Annotated in this window: 11 protein-coding genes; all 11 read right to left on the reverse strand. The window is 61.6% G+C overall.

Annotated features, from left to right (window positions below; translation table 11 throughout):
- Positions 1–12: 12 nt before the first annotated feature.
- A complete protein-coding gene (locus M8Q45_RS01420) occupies positions 13–1,029 on the reverse strand; it encodes a class I SAM-dependent rRNA methyltransferase (protein ID WP_249873316.1) in 1,017 nt (338 codons plus the stop codon).
- Between the two features lie 158 nt (positions 1,030–1,187).
- Positions 1,188–3,125, reverse strand: a complete 1,938-nt coding sequence (acs, locus tag M8Q45_RS01425) for an acetate--CoA ligase (protein WP_249873317.1) — start codon at positions 3,123–3,125, stop codon at positions 1,188–1,190.
- 205 nt (positions 3,126–3,330) lie between these two features.
- Positions 3,331–4,995, reverse strand: a complete 1,665-nt coding sequence (gene pgi, locus M8Q45_RS01430; RefSeq protein ID WP_249873318.1) for a glucose-6-phosphate isomerase — start codon at positions 4,993–4,995, stop codon at positions 3,331–3,333.
- 342 nt (positions 4,996–5,337) lie between these two features.
- Positions 5,338–5,718 (reverse strand): aspartate 1-decarboxylase, encoded by a 381-nt coding sequence (gene panD / locus M8Q45_RS01435; RefSeq protein WP_249873319.1) that lies wholly within the window; start codon positions 5,716–5,718, stop codon positions 5,338–5,340.
- A 182-nt stretch (positions 5,719–5,900) separates the two neighbouring features.
- Entirely contained in the window at positions 5,901–6,761 is an 861-nt protein-coding gene (gene panC, locus M8Q45_RS01440) for a pantoate--beta-alanine ligase (RefSeq protein WP_249873320.1), read from the reverse strand.
- Positions 6,758–7,558: a 3-methyl-2-oxobutanoate hydroxymethyltransferase gene (gene panB / locus M8Q45_RS01445; RefSeq protein ID WP_249873321.1), complete on the reverse strand. Its 801-nt coding sequence runs from the start codon at positions 7,556–7,558 to the stop codon at positions 6,758–6,760. The genes panC and panB overlap by 4 nt, the downstream gene beginning before the upstream one ends.
- A 333-nt stretch (positions 7,559–7,891) precedes the next feature.
- Positions 7,892–8,377 (reverse strand): 2-amino-4-hydroxy-6-hydroxymethyldihydropteridine diphosphokinase, encoded by a 486-nt coding sequence (gene folK / locus M8Q45_RS01450; protein WP_249873322.1) that lies wholly within the window; start codon positions 8,375–8,377, stop codon positions 7,892–7,894.
- Between the two features lie 3 nt (positions 8,378–8,380).
- On the reverse strand, positions 8,381–9,778 hold the full coding sequence (locus M8Q45_RS01455) for a polynucleotide adenylyltransferase PcnB (protein WP_030140240.1): 1,398 nt from the start codon (positions 9,776–9,778) through the stop codon (positions 8,381–8,383).
- Positions 9,779–10,494: 716 nt separating this feature from the next.
- Entirely contained in the window at positions 10,495–11,928 is a 1,434-nt protein-coding gene (locus tag M8Q45_RS01460) for a sigma-54-dependent transcriptional regulator (protein ID WP_030140239.1), read from the reverse strand.
- Positions 11,929–11,950: 22 nt separating this feature from the next.
- Entirely contained in the window at positions 11,951–14,905 is a 2,955-nt protein-coding gene (locus M8Q45_RS01465) for a sensor histidine kinase (RefSeq protein ID WP_249873323.1), read from the reverse strand.
- Positions 14,889–15,065, reverse strand: coding sequence for a hypothetical protein (locus M8Q45_RS01470; protein ID WP_003176118.1), 177 nt, complete (start codon positions 15,063–15,065; stop codon positions 14,889–14,891). The genes M8Q45_RS01465 and M8Q45_RS01470 overlap by 17 nt, the downstream gene beginning before the upstream one ends.
- Positions 15,066–15,087 lie beyond the last annotated feature (22 nt).

A 15,087-nucleotide genomic window follows, 5' to 3' on the forward strand; every position in this document is an offset into this window, starting at 1 on the left:
GCTGATGCCTGCTCAGAACTGGAGGACCAACGTTTTGAGCGGTGGCTGCCGATCCTGTGACGGAAAATCGTCGCCGGGCGCCAGCACGCTCCATTCGCGTACCGGCCGACCGATCTTCTGTGCGCATCGCAACACCTGTTCGCGCCAGTCGTCCATGGAGACTTTCGCCAGGTTGTTGCAGCAGATCAGCACGCCATCGTCGGCGGTGGTAAGCAACGCTGGCTTGAGCAGGCTCTGGTAATCGCGCAACAGATCGACGGTGCCAAAGGCGCTTTTGGCCCAGGCGGGCGGATCAAGTAGCACCAGGTCATATTGGCGCGGTTCCAGGCGAACATAGCTGGGCAGTTTCTGCCCGCGCCGCTGGCTGATGGGCAGGCCGGCCAGTTGACGAATCGCCGGGAAATAATCCGACTGTATGAACGCCATCGTCGGCAGCTCAGGGTTGAGCAAGCCGTTCTCGCGTCCCACTGCCAGGTTGCCTTCGGCGAAGTCCAGGTTGCAGACCTCCCGCGCTCCGCCGGCCGCGGCGCTGAGGCCCACACCACAGGTGTAGGCGAAGAGGTTCAGGACGCTTTTGCCCCGGCTGTGGTCCTTGACCCAGCCGCGCGCGTTGCGCAAGTCGAGGAACAGCAGCGGATCCTGGCCGGCATGACGCCCGCGAACGCGGTAGTTCAAGCCCCATTCATGCCCGATGAGGTCTTGCAGGGCAGCCTCGTCAGCCTGGTAGACGCTGTCCTGGCGGTCGATGCGAGAGTTGCCCCGGGAGCGATCGTTGTAGACCAGCAGGGTATCCAGGCCCAGGTGTTCGTTGACGATGCCGTGCAATTGCAGCAGCGCATCATGCTCCAGCGACTGGTGGAAACTCTGCACCAGCAGTTGCGGGCCATAGCGGTCGACGGTCAGGCCGGGTGCGCCTTCCTGGCTGCCGTGGAACAGGCGATAGCAGTCGGTGCCTTGCTGGTGCAGTTGCCCGAGCAGGGCCTGGCGCTGGTCGAGGGCGGCGCGCAGCGCCAGATTCAAGGAAGACATGCCGGGCGCGCCTTAGAGAAATGAGGCGCGGGAGTTTAGCAGTTATGGCTGGCGTGGTCGTTGTGGGAGCGAGCTTGCTCGCGATAACAGTGGGTCAGAGACATCGGTATCAACTGATACACCGCCATCGCGAGCAAGCTCGCTCCCACAAGGAATCATCAGCGGTTCAGGCGCTTGTCGATCAAGCCCTCCACCACGCTCGGGTCGGCCAGGGTCGAGGTGTCGCCGAGGCTGTCGAGTTCGTTGCAGGCGATCTTGCGCAGGATCCGTCGCATGATCTTGCCCGAACGAGTCTTGGGCAGGGCCGGCGCCCACTGGATCAGTTCCGGCTTGGCGAAACTGCCGATTTCCTTGCTGACATGGGCCAGCAGCTCTTTCTTCAGCTCATCGTTGGCCTCGACACCGTCCATCGGCGTGACGAAGGCATAGATGCCCTGGCCCTTGAGGTCGTGGGGATAACCGACGACCGCCGCTTCGGCAATGCTGTCGTGCAGCACCAGGGCGCTTTCCACCTCGGCGGTGCCGATACGGTGGCCCGAGACATTGATGACGTCGTCGATGCGTCCGGTGATCCAATAGTCGCCATCTTCGTCGCGACGGGCGCCGTCGCCGGTGAAGTAATAGCCGGGGTAGGGCTTGAAGTACGTATCGACCATGCGCGGGTGATCGCCATAGACGCTGCGAATCTGCCCCGGCCAGCTCGACTTGATCGCCAGCACGCCGCTGCCCGCGCCGCTGATTTCCTTGCCCACCTCATCCAGCAGCACCGGTTGCACGCCGAACATCGGTCGTGTGGCGCAGCCAGGCTTGAGCCGTGGCGCGCTCACCAGGGGGCTGAGCATGATGCCGCCGGTTTCGGTCTGCCACCAGGTATCGACAATCGGGCAACGTTGTTCGCCTACAACGTTGAAATACCATTCCCACGCCTCGGGGTTGATCGGCTCACCGACACTGCCGAGCAATCGCAGGCTCTTGCGAGAAGTTTCCTGCAGGGGCGCTGCGCCTGCGCGCATCAGTGCACGCAGGGCGGTTGGCGCGGTATAGAAAATGTTGACTTGATGCTTGTCGATCACCTGCCAGAACCGCGAACTGCTCGGATAACTCGGCACGCCCTCGAATATCAGCGTGGTGGCACCGTTGGCCAGCGGGCCGTAGACGATGTAGCTATGGCCGGTGACCCAGCCGACATCGGCGGTGCACCAGAAGACTTCATTGTCGCGGTAATCGAGGACGTACTTGAAGGTCATCGCCGCTTGCAGCAGATAGCCGCCAGTGGTGTGCAGCACGCCCTTGGGCTTGCCGGTGCTGCCGGAGGTATAGAGGATGAACAGCGGGTCTTCGGCGTCCATTGGTTCAGGCGGGCAATCGTCGCTGACTTCGTGTGTGGCCTGGTGATACCAGAGGTCTCGACCTTCGACCCAGTCCACCTCGCCCTGGGTGCGCTCGACCACCAGCACGGTGCTGACGTTAGGGCAGCTTTCCAGCGCCTTGTCGACATTGCGCTTGAGCGGTATGAAACGCCCGCCGCGCACACCTTCATCGGCGGTGATGACGGTGCGGCAATCGGCATCGAGAATCCGGTCGCGCAGCGAATCCGGCGAAAAGCCGCCGAACACCACTGAATGCACCGCACCAATACGTGTGCAGGCGAGCATCGCGTAGGCCGCTTCCGGAATCATTGGCATGTAGATGCAGACCCGGTCGCCTTTCTTCACGCCACGGCTTTTCAGCACATTGGCCAGTCGGCATACGTGGTGGTGAAGTTTTCTGTAGCTGATTTCTGCCGATTCGGCGGGGTTGTCGCCTTCCCAGATGATCGCGGTCTGGTCGCCGCGCGTCGCCAGGTGACGGTCGATGCAATTGGCGCTGACGTTCAGCGTGCCGCCGGCGAACCAGCTCGCGTCGCCGTTCTTGAGGTCGTAGCGCTGGACGGTCTGCCACGGGGTCATCCAGTCGAGAAAGCGCGTGGCCTGCTCGGCCCAGAAGGTGCTGGGGTGTTCGATGGATTCTTTGTAGAGCCGCTTGTACTCGTCCTGACTCAGTTGCGCAGCCCGGCGGACGGCATCGGCGTGGGGGTACTGGCTGATATCGAACATGACGGTTCCTTATTCTTGTTTTGCGACAAGATATAAAGATGCGCCCAGTGAATATCCAGTTCAAGTTGTAGATAGAACCAATGTGGGAGCGAGCTTGCTCGCGATGGCGGTGGATCAGTTAACACAATGTTGACTGATACTCCGCCATCGTGAGCAAGCTCGCTCCCACAGGGATCAGCAGTGATCCGTGGGAGCGAGGGTGCGGTCAGCCGCGATGACGCCCGCGGAAGTAATTGATCAGGCCTTGGGTCGAGGCATCTTCGGCTGGGTTCTCTTCGCTGCCAACCAGGCGGTTGTAGACGCCCTTGCCCAACTCCTTGCCCAGCTCCACGCCCCACTGGTCAAAGGCATTGATGCCCCAGACCACGCTTTGCACGAACACTTTGTGTTCATACAGCGCCACCAGCGCCCCGAGGCGGCGCGGGCTGATGCGTTCGACCACCAGGGTGTTGCTCGGACGGTTGCCCGGAATCACCTTGTGTGCCGCCAGCTTCTGCACTTCGCCCTCGCTCATGCCCTTGTCGCGCAACTCGGCCTCGGCCTCGGCGCGGGTCTTGCCGAGCATCAGCGCCTGGCTCTGGGACAGGCAGTTGGCGTACAGCCACTGGTGATGGTCGGAGACCGGGTTGAAGCTGACGATCGGCACGATAAAGTCGGCCGGGATGAATTGGGTGCCTTGGTGCAGCAACTGATGGTAAGCGTGCTGGCCGTTGGCGCCGACGCCGCCCCAGATCACCGGACCGGTGTCGGTGGAGACTGGCGTACCGTCCTGGCGCACGCTCTTGCCGTTGGATTCCATGTCCAGCTGTTGCAAGTGCTTGGTGATGTTGCGCAGGTAGTGGTCGTACGGCAGGATCGCGTGGCTTTGCGCGCCCCAGAAGTTGCCGTACCACACGCCCAGCAATGCCAGGAGCACCGGCATGTTCTGTTCGAACGGCGCGCTCTGGAAGTGCTGGTCCATGGAATAGGCGCCGGAGAGCAATTCCTTGAAGTTCGACATGCCGATGGCCAGGGCGATCGGCAGGCCGATGGCCGACCACAGCGAGTAGCGACCGCCGACCCAGTCCCACATCGGGAAGATGTTCTCTTCGCGGATACCGAAGGCCACGGCGGCGGCGTTGTTGCTCGATACGGCGATGAAGTGGCGATACAACTCCGCTTCCGAACCGCCCTGGGCCAGGTACCAGGCACGGGCGGCCTGGGCGTTCTTCAGGGTTTCGAGGGTGTTGAAGGATTTCGACGAGACGATGAACAGCGTGGTCTCGGCGCGCAGCTTCATGGTCAGTTCGTGGAACTCGCTGCCATCGATGTTCGCCAGGTAGTGGCAGCGAACGCCTTTATGCGTGTAGGACAACAGCGCTTCGGACACCAGTTGCGGTCCGAGGAAGGAGCCACCAATGCCGATATTCACCACGTCGGTGATGGGCTTCTCGGTGTAGCCGCGCCACAGGCCGTCGTGAATGCGGCCGACCAGGTCGGTGATCTGGTTCAGCACCTTGTGCACGTCCGGCATCACGTTGACGCCGTTGACCAGCAACTTGTCGCCGACTGGACGGCGCAGGGCGGTGTGCAGGGCCGGGCGGTTTTCCGAAGCGTTGACGATTTCGCCTTCGAACAGCGCCTTGATTGCACCCTTGAGGTCGACTTCGTTCGCCAGGCCCACCAGCAGGTCGCGGGTCTGGGCGTTGATCAGGTTCTTCGAATAGTCGAGAAACAGGCCGCAGCTCGAAAGGGTGAATTGGTTGAAACGCTGCGGATCGGCATTGAACGCTTCGCGCATGCTGAAATCCTGCATGGCTTTGCGGTGGTCATTCAGCGCTTGCCAGGCGGGCAGAGCGGTCACGTCTTGAGGAGTTCGGTAATACGCCATCGCTGCGGGTTTCCTTTTTACTTGAACGACCTTTTGTACACTAAAAATTCCGGCGCGGCTGGAGGCGGGCGTCCGGATAACTGCGTCGACACGATCGCCGGGCACAGGGCGACTACAGTAAACCTCGCGTTGCGATCTGTCTTGACTTTGTCTGACCGTTCCCCGGTACTTTTTTGTACAACTTGAGCGGAAAGGTCCGACAAACGGAAACGCAGATTGCTTACTGTGGGAGCGAGCTTGCTCGCGATAGCGGTGTGTCAGTCGGCATCTGTATCAACTGGCCCGCCGCCATCGCGAGCAAGCTCGCTCCCACAGGGGAAAGTGGTGACGCAGGTGTTTCGATCAGGCCAGTTGGACCGGAATGGCGTTGCTGGTGTGGCTCAATTCGTTGCCCGGCGCCATGTAGAGCATGCGTGGCTTGAAGTTGAGCAACTCGGCCTCGCTGTAGTGGGCATAGGCGCAGATGATCACACGGTCACCGACCTTGGCCTTGTGCGCTGCGGCACCGTTCACCGAGATCATTCGCGAACCGTCCTCGCCACGGATGGCGTAGGTGGTGAAGCGTTCGCCATTGTCGACGTTATAGATCTGGATCTGTTCGTATTCGCGGATGCCCGACAGGTCCAGCCATTCTCCATCAATGGCGCAGGAGCCTTCGTAGTCGAGCACGGCGTGAGTGACTTCGGCGCGGTGCAACTTGGCCTTGAGCATGATGGCGTGCATGGGTATTTCCTCTGGTCGGGTCCGAACGGCGGGCAGTTTGCCCGAAGGCAGACGAGGCGGCAATAACACCGCATAACCCTGTGGGAGCGAGCTTGCTCGCGATGGCAGCGGGTCAGTTGACATGGCTCTCGCCTGGCGGATCGCTATCGCGAGCAAGCTCGCTCCCACAAGGTTTTGGGATATCAGGCGTGCGCGTCGAGATCCAGGTGCAGGTTGTCGATCAGGCGCGTGGTACCGAGGAATGCCGCCACCAGGATCACCAGGTCGCGATCCTCGCTCACGGCCGGACGCAAGGTCTTGGCGTGGCGGATTTCCAGGTAGTCGGGGCGCAGGCCAGCGGCTTCGAGTTGCTTGAGCTGTTCAGCGATGAGCGTTGGATAATCCCGCCGCCCCTGTTGGATGGCCTCGGCGATCTGACTCAAGACGCGATAGACCACTGGCGCGACGGCGCGCTGCTCGGGGCTGAGGAAGCCGTTGCGCGACGACAGCGCCAGGCCATCTTCGGCGCGAACGGTCGGCTCGCCGATGATCTGGATCGGCATGTTCAGGTCATGGACCAAGGCGCGGATCACTGCCAGTTGCTGGAAATCCTTCTGGCCGAATACCGCCAGGTCCGGCTGGACCATGTTGAACAGCTTGCTGACCACCGTCGCCACGCCTTCGAAATGCCCCGGACGGCTGGCGCCGCAGAGCCCTTCGGATAACTGCGGGACACTGACCCGGGTCTGCCCGGCCATGCCGTCGGGGTACATCTCCTCGACGCTGGGGGCGAACAGCAAGTGGCAACCGGCCTGGAGCAATTTCTCCTGGTCGGCCGCCAGGGTGCGCGGGTACTTGTCCAGGTCTTCGCCGACACCGAACTGCAATGGGTTGACGAAGATGCTCGCCACGACGAAATCGGCTCGTTGCGAGGCTTTGGTCACCAGGGCCATGTGGCCGCTGTGCAAGTTGCCCATGGTCGGGACGAAGGCGATGCGCTTGCCTTCGCCGCGGGCGCGGGCCACGGCGGCCCGGAGTTCGCGTACGGTCTTGACGGTGTTCATGCGGAGAATCCGTGTTCGGCGCCCGGGAAGGACGCCGCTTTCACTTCGGCGACGTAGGCTTGCAGGGCTGCCTGGATAGAGGGTTGTCCAGCCATGAAGTTTTTCACGAATTTCGGCACGCGACCGGTGATCGACAGCCCGAGCATGTCGTGGAGCACCAACACCTGACCGTCGGTGGCGTTGCCAGCGCCGATGCCGATCACTGGAATCTTCACCGCCTGGGTGATTTCCTGGGCCAGTTCGCTGGGCACGCATTCAAGCAGCAACATGGCGGCACCGGCCTGCTCCAGCGCGATCGCATCGGCGCGCATCTGCCGCGCCTGGTTTTCATTGCGGCCCTGGACCTTGTAGCCACCGAGGATATTCACGGCTTGAGGGGTGAGGCCCAAGTGCGCGCACACCGGAATGCCACGCTCGGCCAGCAGCCGTATCGAGTCGGCCAGCCACAACGCACCTTCGACCTTGACCATGTGGGCGCCGGCCTGCATCAGCATGGCGCTGTTGGCCATGGTTTGTTCGAGGGTGGCGTAGGCCATGAACGGCAGGTCGGCGAGGATCAGCGCGTCGGTGTTACCGCGCTTGACGGCGGCTACGTGGTAGGCCATCTCGGCAGTGGTCACCGGCAAGGTGCTGTCGTGACCTTGCAACACCATGCCGAGGGAGTCGCCCACCAGCAGCACCTCGACTCCAGCCTCATTGCAGGCATGGGCGAAGGTGGCGTCATAGCAGGTCAGCATGGTGATTTTTTCACCTTTTTGCTTGAGACCTTGCAGCGTGGTCAGGGTAATAGCTGGCATGAAAAAGTCCTCATAAGGCGCTCGAATACAGGCGCACCTTCTTTGCGTGGTGCTTGTAAGGCCTGGATTGCGCCCATTAGCGCCGCGTTGGCGGCGACGGGACGCCTATAGTCGTGAGGAGTATCGGGGAAGTCAATTGGATGTGTTACCGCCGGGTGTTACCGGGGTTACTGATGCGTTTCAGCGAGGGGGTGTGTCTCTGATCTGACTGCCGGGTCCCGGATCCTGTGGGAGCGAGCTTGCTCGCGATGGCGTCCTGTCAGTCACAGCATGGTTGACTGATACACAGCTATCGCGAGCAAGCTCGCTCCCACTGGGGATGGAGGGTGTTCGTCAGAGAGGTGGCAAGCGTTCCAAACCGGCGAAGGGGCACGCCGCAAGGAGATCCTTGAGCAGGCGTCCATCGGCCAGGCGCAGGTCGGCGGGGGCCAGTTCGGCCAAGGGGTAGAGCACAAAAGCCCGGGCTTGCATGTGATAGTGGGGAATCTTGAGGCGGGGCTCGTCGATCAGGCGATCACCGAACACCAGGATGTCCAGGTCCAGGGTGCGCGGGCCCCAGCGCTCAAGGCGCTCGCGACCCTGGCCGGTTTCGATGGCTTGCAGCGCGTCGAGCAGCTCAAGCGGCGCCAGGCCGCTGTCCAGGGCCGCCACCGCATTGGTGTAGCGCGGCTGGCCGGGCAGCAGGGAATCGCTTTGATAAAACGCCGAGACGCCTGCCAGTCGGGTCTGGGGCAGGCGCGCCAGCGCCTCGATGGCGCAGCGCAGTTGCTCAGCGGGTTCGGCCAGGTTGCTGCCCATGCCGATATAGATGCGTTCCATCGATTACTCGTCTGATGCGCTCGGTACACCGGCACGCTTGCGCTTGGCACCGCTGCTGCGCCGACGCTTGCGCGGGCCGCTGGTGCCGTCGTCCTTGCCGCTGAGCTCACGAATCATCTCGCGACGCTCGCTGTCGTTGGCGTCCTGGTAATCGGTCCACCATTCGCCCAGGCCATCGGTCTGCTCGCCCGCGCTTTCACGCAATAGCAGGAAGTCGTAGCCGGCGCGGAAACGCGGGTTTTCCAGCAGCAGGTCGGCACGTTTGCCGCTGCGCCGTGGCAGGCGCTCCTGCATGTCCCAGATCTCGCGAATCGGCATGGTGAAGCGTTTCGGGATCGCAATGCGCTGGCACTGTTCGGCGATCAGTTCGTGGGCGGCTTCCTGCATCGCCGGAATCGGCGGCATGCCACGGTCTTGCAAGCGCAGCACGCGGGCGGGCAGGGCAGGCCAGAGCAAGGCGGCGAACAGGAACGCTGGCGTTACCGGCTTGTTCTGCTTGATCCGCAGGTCGGTGTTGATCAACGCTTCGCTGATCAGGGTGTGGGTGTAGGTCGGGTTGTGTTCCAGGGCTTCGGCGCTGGCGGGGAACAGCGGATCGAAGAGCTGCAGGTCCACGAGCATTTCGAAGGTGTCTGCCGCGTTGCCCGACAGGAACAGCTTGAGCACTTCCTCGAACAGGCGGGCCGAGGGGATTTCCCGCAGCATTGGCGCGAGCTCGCGAATCGGCAGGGCGCTGTGTTTTTCGATGCCGAAATCCAGCTTGGCGGCGAAACGCACGGCCCGCAGCATCCGCACCGGGTCTTCCTGGTAACGCTGCTTGGGATCGCCAATCAGGCGGATCAAGCGATTGCGAATGTCGTGTACGCCGTTGGCGTAATCGAGGATGCGCTCGCTGACCGGGTCGTAATACAAGGCGTTGATGGTGAAGTCGCGGCGCTGCGCGTCTTCTTCCAGGGTGCCGTAGACGTTATCGCGCAGGATGCGCCCGCTCTCGTTGCGAGACGACTGGTTGCTGTCTTCGTCTTCGTCGTTTTGCGGATGGTTGGCGCGGAAGGTCGCCACCTCGATGATCTCGCGACCGAAGTGGATATGCACAAGCTTGAACCGCCGACCGATGATCCGCGCATTACGGAATTCGGCGCGTATCTGCTCGGGCGTGGCGCTGGTGGCGACGTCGAAGTCCTTGGGGGTGATATTCAGCAGCATGTCGCGCACGCAGCCGCCGACCAGATAAGCCTGGTAGCCGGCGTTCTGCAGGCGTTCGACGATGTTCACCGCGTAACGGCTGAATTGGGCCTTTTGCAACGAATGCTGGCCGCTATTGAGCACTTCAGGCGTGCTGCGTATGTGTTGCGTACGACGCAAGGGAGAACGGAATGACTGGAACAGCTTCTTCAGCATGGGATGCACTGTTTGAAGGAATATTCAGCCAAAAACGAAGAATGGCCGCATGATGGGCGGGGATTCTAGCATTTAGTCAACGGATGGTGTAGGACGCAGGCGTTTTGAGCTGCAAGCTTAAGCGACAAGCTTTGTAGGCAGCGGGGAAGGCGGAACGACAGAAACCACAAGGGGAGCCGAAGCTCCCCCAGAATTAGTTGCGTGCTCTGTTTTTATTATTGGTTTCGGGCTTCTTGTTTTTGTTGAGTGCCCGCGCCACGAGGTTTTCCCTTCGTGACCCTCCCAATCGGGAGCCAAGAGCAAACGGATTGCTTTGGTCGCTGTGTTGCAGTGATCCATCGATCCAACCAGTTCAGGCACCTGTCTTGAGACAGTTTTTATTGTTCTCGGCCTGGTTGTGGGGCAAGCCCCAAATACAACGCCTCTCCAAAAGAATCAGTTAGCTGCGCCTCTCGCCGTCTTGTTTTTATTGTGCGTGAGTCGATTCGTCTTATTTTTATTGTCTTGTGCATTGCTTGTTATTGTTCTTGTACCAAAGCTATAGCAGGGTGCGTGCCAACTTTTGGCAGGCCCAGCGAAACCGGGGGTTCTATCGATATACCGGTTTTTTCGAGGCGAAAAAAAGCCGGGGTTTCGTTACCGTAAACCCCGGCTTCTGTTACGTGAAAAAGCTGAGGTAACAGTTTTTTCACAGTGTGCGATGTTACCTGTACACCTCAGCTTTCGCTGGTTGCCCCGGTCTTGCGCCGTGGAATCCCCAGGCGTTGGCGACGTTCCCACAGGCACTTGCGGCTGACGCCCAGCTTGCGTGCCAGCTCGGTCTCGGTCATGTGGTCCTGATGTTCAAGGACGAAATGCTGGAAATAGTCTTCCAGGGACAGGTCCTCGGTGGGTTCATGGCTGGTGTTGTTGGCAGCGCCTCCCTGTTGCGGGGCCAGGCCGATGAATTCTTCGTCGTCGAGGTCACTCAGTTCGATGTCGATGCCCAGCAGGTCGGCGGAGATTTCCGGGCTTTCGCTCAGGATCACCGCTCGCTCCACAGCGTTTTCCAGCTCCCGGACGTTACCGGGCCAAGCGTAATGACGAATGGCCTGCTCGGCATCCGGGGCGAATTTCAAGTCGGTACGGTTGATCCGCGCGCTCTGGCGGGCGAGGAACGCATTGGCGATTTCGTTGACGTCGGCACCGCGCTCGCGCAGGGGCGGCAGTTTCAGGGCAATCACGTGCAGGCGGTAGTAAAGGTCTTCACGGAACTGGCCGATCTTCGCCAGGCTCTTCAGGTCCCGGTGGGTCGCCGCGATCAGGCGTACGTCGACCTTCTGTGACTGGACCGAGCCGACTCGACGGATCTCGCCTTCCTGGAGTACCCGCAGCAATCGCGCCTGGGCTTCCAGTGGCAGTTCGCCGATTTCATCGAGGAACAGCGTGCCGCCGTCTGCCGCCTCCACCAGGCCGGCACGCCCGGCGCTGGCGCCTGTGAACGCACCCTTTTCGTGGCCGAATAGCTCGGATTCGATCAGGCTTTCCGGAATGGCCGCGCAGTTCACCGAGATCATCGGCGCCTTGGCCCGGCGGGACAGATTGTGCAGTGCCCGGGCCACCAACTCCTTGCCGGTGCCGGATTCACCCTGGATCAGCACGTTGGAGTCGGTCGGCGCCACTTTGCGGATCTTGACGTACAGATCCTGCATGGGCGGGCACGAACCGATGATGCCGATCTCGCCATTGCTGTTGCTGGCTCCTGCTTTTCCGGCGGCCACCTTGCCGTTCGTCGGTTCCGACGGTTGGCTGGTCGCTGTCTGGCGGTCACGCAGGATGCGGGCTACAGCCTGGAGCATCTCATCGTGGTCGAAGGGTTTGGCGATGTAGTCCACCGCGCCCATTTTCATGGAATCGACCGCCGAGCGCAGGCTGGCGTAACTGGTCATGATCAGCACCGGCGTACCCTGTCCGAGCTTGATCAACTCGGTCCCGGGGGCGCCGGGCAGACGCAGGTCGCTGACGATCAGGTCAAACGTGGGAATGCTGAAGCGCTCTTGTGCTTCCTGCACGGAACCGGCTTCGCTGACCTGGTACTGGTTGCGTTCCAGCAGACGGCGCAAGGCGGAGCGGATAATTGTTTCGTCTTCGACGATCAAAATGTGCGGCATTGATTCGATTCTCTCGACGGTCTCAGTTCACAGCGGACGTCGCTTCGACATGACGCGGCAAGGTGACCCGGATACGGGTGCCGCGCTGGCTCTGAACATCGGCCGGGCTGTCGATGGTGATTTGTCCATAATGCTCTTCAACGATGGAATAGACCAGTGCGAGGCCCAGACCGGTGCCTTCGCCAGGATCCTTGGTGGTGAAGAAGGGTTCGAACAATCGGTCCATGATGTTCTGTGGGATACCGCTGCCTTCGTCTTCGACGATCAGGTCGACCGTGTGTTCGAAGGCTTCACTCCTGACACGTACCGCGCTGCCGGCCGGAGAGGCGTCGCGCGCGTTGGACAACAGGTTGATCAGTACTTGGGCGAGCCGCTGGGGATCGCCGTCGACCCAGTGATCCGGATCGCACAAATTGTAGAACTGGACTTCGAAGTTGCGCCGGTTGAGCGCCAGGAGGCCGATGGCATCCTGCGCCACTTCGGCCAGGCAGACAGGTTCGTCATTGTGCTGATGGCCGCCGGCATGGGCGAAACTCATCAGCGACTGGACGATGCGCGAGACGCGTTTGGTCTGCTCGAGGATCTGGCCGCTGATTTCCGTCAGTTCGCCGTCTTCCTCGCGCTCTTCACGAAGATTTTGCGCCAGGCACGCGATGCCGGTGATCGGGTTGCCGATTTCGTGGGCCACGCCGGCCGCCAGTCGGCCGATGCTGGCCAGTCGCTCGGAATGGACCAGCTTGTCTTCGAGCATCTGGGTGTCGGTCAGGTCTTCCACCAACAGCACCAGGCCGCTGTTACCCGGCGCCAACGGCTCGTCGATCGCCGCCTTGTGCAGGTTCAGCCAGCGGGTCTGGCCGTCGAGCGCCAAATGCTGTTTGTGCAGATGCTCGTCCGGCAGGTCGATGAATCCCTGCAGCAAGCCTTTCCACGGCTCGCCCAGGGTACTCAAGCGTGAACCGACCACGCGCTGGGCGGCGATGCCGGTCAGCTCCTCCATGGCCTTGTTCCACATCAGGATTTCCTGGTCCTTGGCGAGGGAGCAGACACCCATCGGTAGTTCCTGCAGGGTCTGGCGGTGATAACGACGCAGGGCGTCCAGCTCGGCGGCCAGGCCGGTGAGGCGCGAGTGGTAGTCCTCGAGGCGGCTTTCGATGAAGTGGATGTCTTCGGTGACATAGTTCTCACCGCCGGCCTTGTAGGGCAGGAACGTCTCGACCATGTCCTGGGCCACGCTGGGGCCCATCAGGCCGGACAGGTTGGCTTCGATCCGATCCCGCAACCGGCGCAAGGCGTATGGACGGCGTTCGTCGAACGGCAGGTAAAGGTCGCGCAGGGCCTGTTCGACTTCCTTTTGCGCGGCCTTGGCGCCAAGGGGCTTGGCCAGTTGGGTGGCAAATTCCTGGGGCGAGGCAGCGTGCAACTCACGGCGCTGCGGACGGCGGACGTTATCCACGGCGCAGGCTTCGGCGGCGCTGGCTTCTTCACTGCTGGCGTTGGTAAACAGCGAGATCAGGGTGAACATCAGCACGTTCGCCGCCAGCGAGGCGATGGCTGCCATGTGCCAGCTGGTGTCGTCGAGCACGTAGATCATGTTCAACAGCGGAATATAGAAGCCCTGCAGGTTGCCCAGCAGTGGCAGCAGCATGGCGAGCAGCCAGACCACGATCCCCGCCAGCAGGCCGGCGATGAAGCCGCGGCGGTTGGCGGTCGGCCAATACAGCACCGACAGTACACCGGGCAGGAATTGCAGGGTCGCAACGAACGCGACGATGCCCAGGTTGGCCAGGTCCTGTCCGTCTCCCAGCATCAGGTAGAAACCGTAGCCGGCCATGATGATCGCGACAATCAGTGCGCGGCGGGTCCATTTCAGCCAGCGATAGATGTTCCCCTCTGCTGGAGGCTGGTAGAGCGGCAGCACCAAATGGTTGAGGGCCATGCCCGACAGCGCCAGGGTGGTCACGATGATCAGGCCGCTGGCCGCCGACAGGCCGCCGACATAGGCCAGCAGCGCCAGCGCCTTGTTGTTGGCGGCGATGCCAATGCCGAGGGTGAAGTATTCCGGATTGGTGCTGGCCCCCAGTTTCAACCCGGCCCAGAGGATCAGCGGCACGGCCAGGCTCATCAACAACAGGAACAGCGGCAGGCCCCAGCTTGCGCTGACCAGCGAGCGCGGGTTGAGGTTTTCGGTAAAGGTCATGTGATACATGTGCGGCATCACGATCGCCGAGGCGAAGAACACCAGTAGCAGCGTGCGCCACGGTCCTTCCTGGAGCGGCGTGTGCAGCGCCGCGAGGGCGGTCTGGTTCTGCAGCAGCCAGATCTCGAGCTGCTGCGGGCCGTCGAATACGCCATACAAGGCGTAAAGGCCGACGCCGCCGATGGCGATCAGCTTGATCACCGATTCGAAGGCGATCGCGAACACCAGGCCTTCATGTTTTTCCCGCGTGGCGATGTGCCGTGAGCCGAAGAAAATCGTGAAGAGGATGATCAGGACGCAGAAGCTCAGCGCCACCCGGTGCTGCACCGGTTCTTGGGTCAGGATGCTGATGGAATCGGCGACCGCCTGCATTTGGAGCGCGAGCAACGGCAGCACGCCGACCAGCATGAAAATCGTGGTCAGCGCGCCCGCCCAGGTGCTGCGGAAGCGGAAGGCGAACAGGTCGGCCAACGACGACAGTTGGTAGGTGCGGGTGATTTTCAGGATCGGGTAGAGCAGCACCGGTGCCAGCAGGAAGGCCCCGGAAACCCCAAGGTAACTGGACAGGAAGCCGTAGCCGTACTGATAGGCCAGGCCCACCGTGCCATAGAACGCCCATGCGCTGGCGTACACGCCCAGCGACAGGGTGTAAGTCAGTGGGTGGCGAATGATCGCGCGCGGGATCATGCCTCGTTCGCTGATCCAGGCTACGCCGAACAGCACCGCCAGGTAGGCGGCGCTGATCAGGATCATCTGGGTCAGGCTAAAGCTCATCGGCATCTTTTTGGCTCTGAAGGATAAAGGTCACGACGATCAGGATCAGCCAGAGCAGATACGGCCGATACCAGGCACCCGTGGCATCGATCCACCAATCCATGATGGCCGGGGAGAACAGGTAAATCCCCACTACCAGGAGCAGGACCAAGCGATAGATGTACATCCCGGTCTCTCTTTTTTATGCA

It is taken from the genome of Pseudomonas sp. T1.Ur (assembly GCF_023516725.1).
Classification (GTDB): domain Bacteria; phylum Pseudomonadota; class Gammaproteobacteria; order Pseudomonadales; family Pseudomonadaceae; genus Aquipseudomonas; species Aquipseudomonas alvandae.

Bases quoted from the DNA above. Each gene is read 5' to 3' on its own strand.
- M8Q45_RS01420 (WP_249873316.1), bottom strand. From the start codon at position 1,029: ATGTCTTCCTTGAATCTGGCGCTGCGCGCCGCCCTCGACCAGCGCCAG.
- acs (WP_249873317.1), bottom strand. From the start codon at position 3,125: ATGTTCGATATCAGCCAGTACCCCCACGCCGATGCCGTCCGCCGGGCT.
- pgi (WP_249873318.1), bottom strand. From the start codon at position 4,995: ATGGCGTATTACCGAACTCCTCAAGACGTGACCGCTCTGCCCGCCTGG.
- panD (WP_249873319.1), bottom strand. From the start codon at position 5,718: ATGCACGCCATCATGCTCAAGGCCAAGTTGCACCGCGCCGAAGTCACT.
- panC (WP_249873320.1), bottom strand. From the start codon at position 6,761: ATGAACACCGTCAAGACCGTACGCGAACTCCGGGCCGCCGTGGCCCGC.
- panB (WP_249873321.1), bottom strand. From the start codon at position 7,558: ATGCCAGCTATTACCCTGACCACGCTGCAAGGTCTCAAGCAAAAAGGT.
- folK (WP_249873322.1), bottom strand. From the start codon at position 8,377: ATGGAACGCATCTATATCGGCATGGGCAGCAACCTGGCCGAACCCGCT.
- M8Q45_RS01455 (WP_030140240.1), bottom strand. From the start codon at position 9,778: ATGCTGAAGAAGCTGTTCCAGTCATTCCGTTCTCCCTTGCGTCGTACG.
- M8Q45_RS01460 (WP_030140239.1), bottom strand. From the start codon at position 11,928: ATGCCGCACATTTTGATCGTCGAAGACGAAACAATTATCCGCTCCGCC.
- M8Q45_RS01465 (WP_249873323.1), bottom strand. From the start codon at position 14,905: ATGCCGATGAGCTTTAGCCTGACCCAGATGATCCTGATCAGCGCCGCC.
- M8Q45_RS01470 (WP_003176118.1), bottom strand. From the start codon at position 15,065: ATGTACATCTATCGCTTGGTCCTGCTCCTGGTAGTGGGGATTTACCTG.